Raw genomic sequence first — 7,061 nt, 5'->3', positions numbered from 1 at the left:
ACTTCTTTTTCTTCAAATTTCACAATATCAAAATAATCCACTAAGTATGGTGGAAGCAAAAACTTTAGTAATTCTTGATCGTTTAGCATTATACAAATATAAAACTACTTAACATTCCTACCCAACTTTTGAGACTGATCCATAAAAATAACAAGCGTTGCTAAAAAGCAACGCTTGTTATTTTAAGATAATTTGAATTTGATTAAATTAATTCAGGTGCATATTGTCAATTAGTCTCACTCCATCCACAATTACAACTATAAATGCACGGAATTTTCTGTCCTTATAAAAGAAATCTGTTTCTTTGAGTGTTTTTTCATCGGCAATCAGAAAATATTCTAGCTGCATTCCTCTTTGATGATCAAAAATGTCCTGTACTCTGTTTTTTATTTCCGGAACTGTAATCACTCTGAACCATTCATTCACTTTTTTTAATGTCTCATAAATAACAGAAGATGCTTCTCTTCTGTCTTCATGAAGTCTTTGGTTTCGGGAACTTAAAGCAAGTCCGTTCTCTGCTCTGTAAATGGGAACACCCTTGATGTTAATCAGAAGTTTTTTCTTTTCAACCATTTTTTTGATAATTGCCAGTTGCTGGAAATCTTTTTCTCCAAAATAAGCATTGTCGGGCTTTACCTGACTGAAAAGCTCTTCTACGACCGTTCCGACACCGTCAAAATGTCCTGGTCGGGATTTTCCTTCCATTTCATTTTCCAGTCCGTCAAAATCATAATGCTGACTCTCTGTTTTTTCAGGATAAATGTCTGTGACTTCAGGAATGTAAACAGCGTCAACCAAACCTGATTTTTCAAGAATAGAAATATCTCTGTTGATATCTCTTGGATATTTTTCAAGATCTTCCGGATTATTAAATTGAGTAGGATTAACAAAAATTGATGATACCACAAGATCGTTCTCTTCTCTGGCTGCTTTATATAGGGATAAATGTCCGTCGTGAAGGGCTCCCATGGTAGGTGCAAAACCTATCTTTTTGCCCATTTCTTTCTGTCTTTCAATGAAATCCTGAAGAACCTTTTTATTTTTTAGAACTTCCATAGCTTATTTTAATAGTAATTCAAAAATACTAAAAATATCATATAATTATGATACATGAAGTCTTAGTTTTAATAATTTGACAAAGGGAATTATCGTAAAAAAATGTTAATTAAAATAATAATGAATGTTTTTTCGTAATTTTGCGCATTAAAGCATTTTTACAAAAATTAGATAGAAGTTTATGCCGAATCAAAAAATACTGTACATTACTACAGAGATGTATCCATATCAGGAAGATACAAATATGGCTGCAGTGGTAAACAAAATGGCACTTAAGATGCACCAAGAAGGCAATGATGTAAGAGTTTTTATGCCAAGATTTGGACAGATAAGTGAAAGGAAATTCCAGCTTCATGAGGTGATCCGACTTTCCGGAATGAATATTATTATTAATGATCTGGATCAGCCTCTTATTATTAAAGTAGCGTCTCTTCCGGGGGAAAGACTTCAGGTTTACTTTATCGATAATGAAGAGTATTTCAAAAGAAAACAATATTATTTTGATGATGAAGGACAGCCTTTCGAGGATAATGATGAAAGAGCAATATTTTTTGCCAGAGGAGTAATTGAAACCATTAAGAAACTGAATTGGGTTCCGGATGTTATTCATCTTAACGGATGGATGGCTTCTTTTGTTCCGATTTATCTGAAAACCTATTACGAAACAGATACTTATTTTAAGGATGCCAAAATCGTTCTTTCATTATACAATGAGAAAGATGCATCTCTAGCTTCCAATATCGACGAAAAACTGAAGTTTGATAATATTTCAGGATTAAAAGCGTTAGATAATCCGAGTGTAAAATCTTTTGTGATCGAAAGCATGAACTACGTAGATATGGTTGTAAAAGGAGATGAATTTTTAGATGAAGACTTAGATAAAGCTTTCAACGAAAGTTCTACTCCCAAATCGGAATATCTTGACGTAGATTCTATAAACCAAATTTATTAAAAAACACATTTTTAATGATTCATACTATTAAAAAAGCAATCACCGTTTTTTCTATGGTGGTTTTCGGAAGTGTATTACTTTATAATTGTGAACCGGATGCAGATACATTGGGGGAGCAATTATTCTTAGATGGTGCTGCACAGGGAAATGAAAAATCTTTTGATGTTACTGCATTCAATATAAATAATAATGATAGTATCCGAAGTGATGCCTCAAAATTAACTTATGCTGTCTTAGGTGCTTTCAGTGAAGGGCAATTCGGAATGCAAAAAGCTTCTTATCTAACGCAGCTTAGACTCTCAACATACGATCCTGATTTTGGGACAAATGCAGTAGTCGACTCCGTAGTTTTGGTTATGAAACCTAGATACGCTACTGACAGTGTTACAACCAATACAGTAGATGATAGTTATACTTACACTACAGCCGCTGACGGGAGTGTTAATGCTAAAAAAGTAGTAAATACATATCCTGTTTTAAAATTTGGGAAGGCGAAAAAAACATTTAATTTAAGAGTTCATGAAGTAAATACATTTTTAAAAGGTGTTTCTGATAGTGCCAAATCTAATCAGACTTTTGATATAGGCGCAGATTTGGGATCAAAGCTGTTTAAAGGATATGTGAGTTCTGTAGCCATTACAAAAGATGATGGCGGAGCAGCCTTATTCACTGCATCAACTCCGGGAATCAGAATTCCATTGGATAAAACCTTTTTCCAGAGTAAAATTATAGCAAAAAAAGATCAGCCTGAACTTCAGGATGCTTCAAATTTCATAAGATACTTTAAGGGCCTTAGAATTTCTGTTGACGAACAGGATGGATATTTATTCCAGTTCTCACCAAACGATATGGAACTTATCATGTACTATAAGTATGATAAAACAGAAAATGGGACTACTACAAGACCGCAGACAACATATTCATTTGCATTAGGTTCTGCCAATACACATATTGGGCAATATCAATATGACAGAACTGGTTCTGCATGGGCGTCGGCTACAATTGGAAATCAAAATAATGGTGCTCCAAAACTATTTTTACAAGGAATGGGAGGTCCATCAATAGGAATTAAAATTCCAGATGCAACTATTAATCAGCTTAAGCAATTGTATCAAAACGACAAAGCGGCTATAATTAGTGCTAAAGTGAGAATATATACAGATCCTACAGATTGGAATAATAATCTTTCTAAGCCTAAAGAATTTACTTTATTACAAAGATATACAGATACTACTGCCCCAACAAAAACATTAACAGGCTTTACTACTGATTTATTAAATTTAGTAGGATCAAGTGCTTATACCATTTATAAGTCTTATGATTTAGATAAGAACCCTGCATATTATGATTTTGTTGTCACTCAATCCATAAAAAAGCTTGTAGAACCGAAAGAAGTTAATTCAGCTTATGATGATAAGAAAGAATTGTTATACTTCAGAATTGATATGGGATCCTTCCAGACTAATTCTGATGGAACAAGTTTAGCAGGATATAAATTTACTACAACACCATATAATACAAATAGAGCTGTTTTTGTGGGATCACAGGCAGGAAATCCAAACAGAGTTCAGTTAAAAGTAATTTACGGTACAAAATAATTTAAAATACACTTGATAAAAATATGTGCGGAATCGTTGGATATACAGGTTTTCAGGACGCTTACGATATTGTAATTAATGGTCTTAGAAGATTAGAATACAGAGGGTACGACAGTGCCGGTATCGTTCTTGAAAATGCAGAAAATAAACTTGAAGTTGAAAAAACCAAAGGTAAAGTAGATGATTTGGTAAGCATTTCCAGCCAATTAAAAGGAGTTGCAAAGATTGGTATGGGACATACACGTTGGGCTACACATGGTGTTCCCAGCGACAGAAATTCTCATCCTCATTTATCAAATAACGGAAAAATAGCACTTGTTCACAATGGCATCATTGAAAATTATGATACGATTAAAACAATGCTTACTGATAAAGGCTTTACCTTTAAATCTGAAACAGATACGGAAGTTTTAGTAAATCTAGTACAGTATTTTATGGATTTAAATGCTGAAATGGATTTTCCTACCGCAGTAAGATATGCCCTTAATGAAGTATATGGAGCATATGCGATTACAGTAATGCATGAAGATTTTCCGGGAGTATTGGTTGTAGGAAGATTAGGATCTCCTTTGGCAATAGGAATTGGAGATAAAGAATATTTTATCGCTTCAGATGCATCTCCGTTCGTAGAATTTACGAAAGAGGCTATTTATCTTGAAGAAGGTCACATGGCAACGATTTCTCTTGAAAATGGAGTAGACATCAGAACCATCAGTGAGAACTCTAAAATTGAACCGGAAATTCAGGAACTCAAATTAAGTTTAGAGCAGATTGAAAAAGGAGGATATGAGCATTTTATGCTGAAAGAAATTTTCGAACAGCCTAAATCGGTTCACGATACGATGAGAGGAAGGCTTCTCGTAGATGAAGGAGTTATCAAAATGGCTGGAATTTGGGATCATATCGAAAAATTTAAAAATGCCAACAGAATCATTATCATTGCTTGCGGAACTTCTTGGCATGCAGGACTTATTGGTGAATATTTAATTGAAGAATATGCCAGAATTCCTGTTGAAGTAGAATACGCTTCTGAATTCAGATACAGAAATCCAATTATCACAGATAAAGACGTTGTAATTGCAATTTCCCAGTCAGGTGAGACTGCAGATACTATGGCCGCCTTAAAATTGGCTAAAGAAAGAGGGGCATTTATTTATGGTATTTGTAATGTCGTAGATTCATCAATTGCAAGAATTACAGACGCTGGATCTTACACACATGCTGGTCCTGAAATCGGAGTAGCTTCTACAAAAGCATTTACTGCACAGTTAACCATTCTTTCTTTAATAGCCCTGAAATTAGGGAAGCATAATGGGAATTTAGGAAACGCCGAATTTATGAGCTTAATTGCCGAACTGGATGCCATTCCTAAAAAAATAGAAGATGTTTTGGGTACGACTCACGATTTGGTACAAAATATCGCAAAGGATTTTGTAAGTGCAACCAATTTCCTTTATCTGGGAAGAGGATACAATTACCCGGCTGCACTTGAAGGTGCTTTAAAATTAAAAGAAATCTCTTATATTCATGCTGAAGGTTACCCTGCTGCAGAAATGAAGCACGGTCCAATTGCGTTAATTGATGAAAATATGCCAATTGTTATTATTGCTCCTAAAAAAGGACATTATGATAAAATTGTAAGCAATGTTCAGGAAATTAAGGCAAGAAAAGGAAAAGTTATTGCTGTTGTAAATAAAGGAGATACGCAGGTAAGTGCAATGGCAGACTACGTTATTGAAATTCCGGAAACATCAGAATGTTTTTCTCCAATCGTTGCATCAGTGCCTCTACAATTATTGGCATACTACATTGCAGTGTACAGAGGAGCTAACGTAGACCAGCCAAGAAACCTTGCGAAATCTGTAACTGTGGAATAAAAATTACTTGTAAATAAAATAAATTTAGATTTCTTCCGTTATTTCAAAAAAAATCTTAAAAGTTTCTTAAAAAAATTATATATTTACGGCTTAATTATAAAAATTAACATGAAAAGGATATTTCTTTTATTATTGTCTGCGTCGGTAGCATCGGTATCTTGTTCAGGTGGGGGAGCCTCTTCAGTAGGTAAACCGGGAACAAAAGGAGAATTGATACCTAGAGAAAAAACAAAATCATTTGTTGCAGAAAGACCTTACGGAATGGTAGCTATTCCTGCAGGATCGTTTGTTGCAGGATTAACTGATCAGGATTTCACAAACAGTCCTGAAAAGGCTCCGGCAAAAACTGTTACTGTTTCTTCTTTCTTCATGGATGAAGCAGAAACTACTAATGCGGAATACAGGGTATTTATCAATTATGTAAGAGATTCTATCGCAAGAACTTTACTTGCTGAAGCTGCCGGAGAAGGTGGTGAAGGTAAAGGTAAAGGAACAAGCATCGGAGATTATGCATACCTTGCTCAGAAAGAAGAGAATTTAACACCATATCAGGAATATTTAGAAGGACAAGGCGGTGGAAACGAAGGAAACTACGATCCAACGAAAAAAATCGACTGGAAAGTTCCTTTGCACTGGAGTACATCTAAATATCCGGATGTAGAATATGCGGAAGTTTTAGAATCTATGTATTTACCAGCTTCTTCAAGAATCGGTAATGAAAGAATCCTTGACGTTAGTAAATTAAAATATACTTACAGATGGGGAGATATGGATGTAGCAATGGCTGAAAAAGAAAGAGGTGTAAACTATCTTAGAAGTGAAAGCATTGCTATTTATCCGGATACAACTGTTTGGGTAAAAGATTTCCATTTTGCTTATAACGAGCCATTGTTTGAGCAGTATTTCTGGCACAAAGCTTACAAAGATTATCCTGTAGTTGGGGTAACTTGGGATCAGGCAAGAGCATACTGTAACTTCAGATCTAAATTGAAATCTGATTATAACGAAAGCTTAAAAAGAAGAAAACAAAGACCATTGCAGTTCAGACTGCCTACAGAAATCGAGTGGGAATATGCTGCAAGAGGTGGAATGCAAAATGCTACTTATCCTTGGGGAGGTCCTTATTTAATGGACGACAGAGGTTGCTACCTGGCAAACTTCAAACCTAAGAGAGGTAACTATATGGAAGACGACAAAAAAGGTACTTATACATATACAGCTCCAGTTAAGAAATTTAAGAAAAATGGGTTTGGGTTATTTGATATGGCTGGAAACGTTTCTGAATGGACATCGTCTGATTACAACAACTCTTCATACGGATTCTCATCTACTTTAAATCCTTCTACGAAAGATTTGGCAGATACTAAGAAATCTATCAGAGGAGGATCTTGGAAAGATGTAGGATATATGCTTATGAACGGTGCAAGAGACTGGGAAAGAAAAGACTCTGCAAGAAGTTATATCGGATTCAGAACTGTACAGGATATTCCTGAAGCTGCTGTTAAACCAAGAAAAGTTAACAGATAATTCAATCACCATTATTTTTCGATAAATTTTATTTAACATTAAAAAAAACTA

The 7,061-nt window shown here is 34.8% G+C and carries 5 protein-coding genes; 4 read left to right on the top strand and 1 reads right to left on the bottom strand.

The features are described 5' to 3' along the window. Positions 1 to 207 precede the first annotated feature (207 nt). On the bottom strand, positions 208 to 1,056 hold the full coding sequence (panC, locus tag B0E34_RS17835; protein WP_087711718.1) for a pantoate--beta-alanine ligase: 849 nt from the start codon (positions 1,054 to 1,056) through the stop codon (positions 208 to 210). Between the two features lie 181 nt (positions 1,057 to 1,237). Between panC and B0E34_RS17830 the strand changes: the two genes are divergently transcribed. The 4 genes from B0E34_RS17830 (at position 1,238) to porK (ending at position 7,010) form a co-directional block, all read left to right on the top strand. After that, positions 1,238 to 2,008 carry a glycogen/starch synthase gene (locus B0E34_RS17830; RefSeq protein WP_087711716.1) on the top strand — a complete coding sequence of 257 codons (771 nt, stop codon included), beginning with the start codon at positions 1,238 to 1,240 and terminating at the stop codon, positions 2,006 to 2,008. A gap of 14 nt (positions 2,009 to 2,022) precedes the next feature. Continuing rightward, a complete protein-coding gene (locus B0E34_RS17825) occupies positions 2,023 to 3,606 on the top strand; it encodes a DUF4270 domain-containing protein (RefSeq protein WP_087711714.1) in 1,584 nt (527 codons plus the stop codon). Between the two features lie 23 nt (positions 3,607 to 3,629). Next, positions 3,630 to 5,483, top strand: a complete 1,854-nt coding sequence (glmS, locus tag B0E34_RS17820; protein WP_087711712.1) for a glutamine--fructose-6-phosphate transaminase (isomerizing) — start codon at positions 3,630 to 3,632, stop codon at positions 5,481 to 5,483. A gap of 108 nt (positions 5,484 to 5,591) precedes the next feature. Further along, positions 5,592 to 7,010 carry a T9SS ring complex lipoprotein PorK/GldK gene (gene porK / locus B0E34_RS17815; protein ID WP_076392676.1) on the top strand — a complete coding sequence of 473 codons (1,419 nt, stop codon included), beginning with the start codon at positions 5,592 to 5,594 and terminating at the stop codon, positions 7,008 to 7,010. Positions 7,011 to 7,061: the final 51 nt, after the last annotated feature.

Source organism: Chryseobacterium mucoviscidosis, from assembly GCF_002177115.1.
GTDB lineage: Bacteria > Bacteroidota > Bacteroidia > Flavobacteriales > Weeksellaceae > Chryseobacterium > Chryseobacterium mucoviscidosis.
Note: the sequence above shows the minus strand (reverse complement) of the source record. Positions and strands in the feature narration are given on the sequence as shown.

Coding starts and splice junctions, on each gene's coding strand:
- glmS (WP_087711712.1), top strand. CDS start 3,630: ATGTGCGGAATCGTTGGATATACAGGTTTTCAGGACGCTTACGATATT.
- porK (WP_076392676.1), top strand. CDS start 5,592: ATGAAAAGGATATTTCTTTTATTATTGTCTGCGTCGGTAGCATCGGTA.
- panC (WP_087711718.1), bottom strand. CDS start 1,056: ATGGAAGTTCTAAAAAATAAAAAGGTTCTTCAGGATTTCATTGAAAGA.
- B0E34_RS17830 (WP_087711716.1), top strand. CDS start 1,238: ATGCCGAATCAAAAAATACTGTACATTACTACAGAGATGTATCCATAT.
- B0E34_RS17825 (WP_087711714.1), top strand. CDS start 2,023: ATGATTCATACTATTAAAAAAGCAATCACCGTTTTTTCTATGGTGGTT.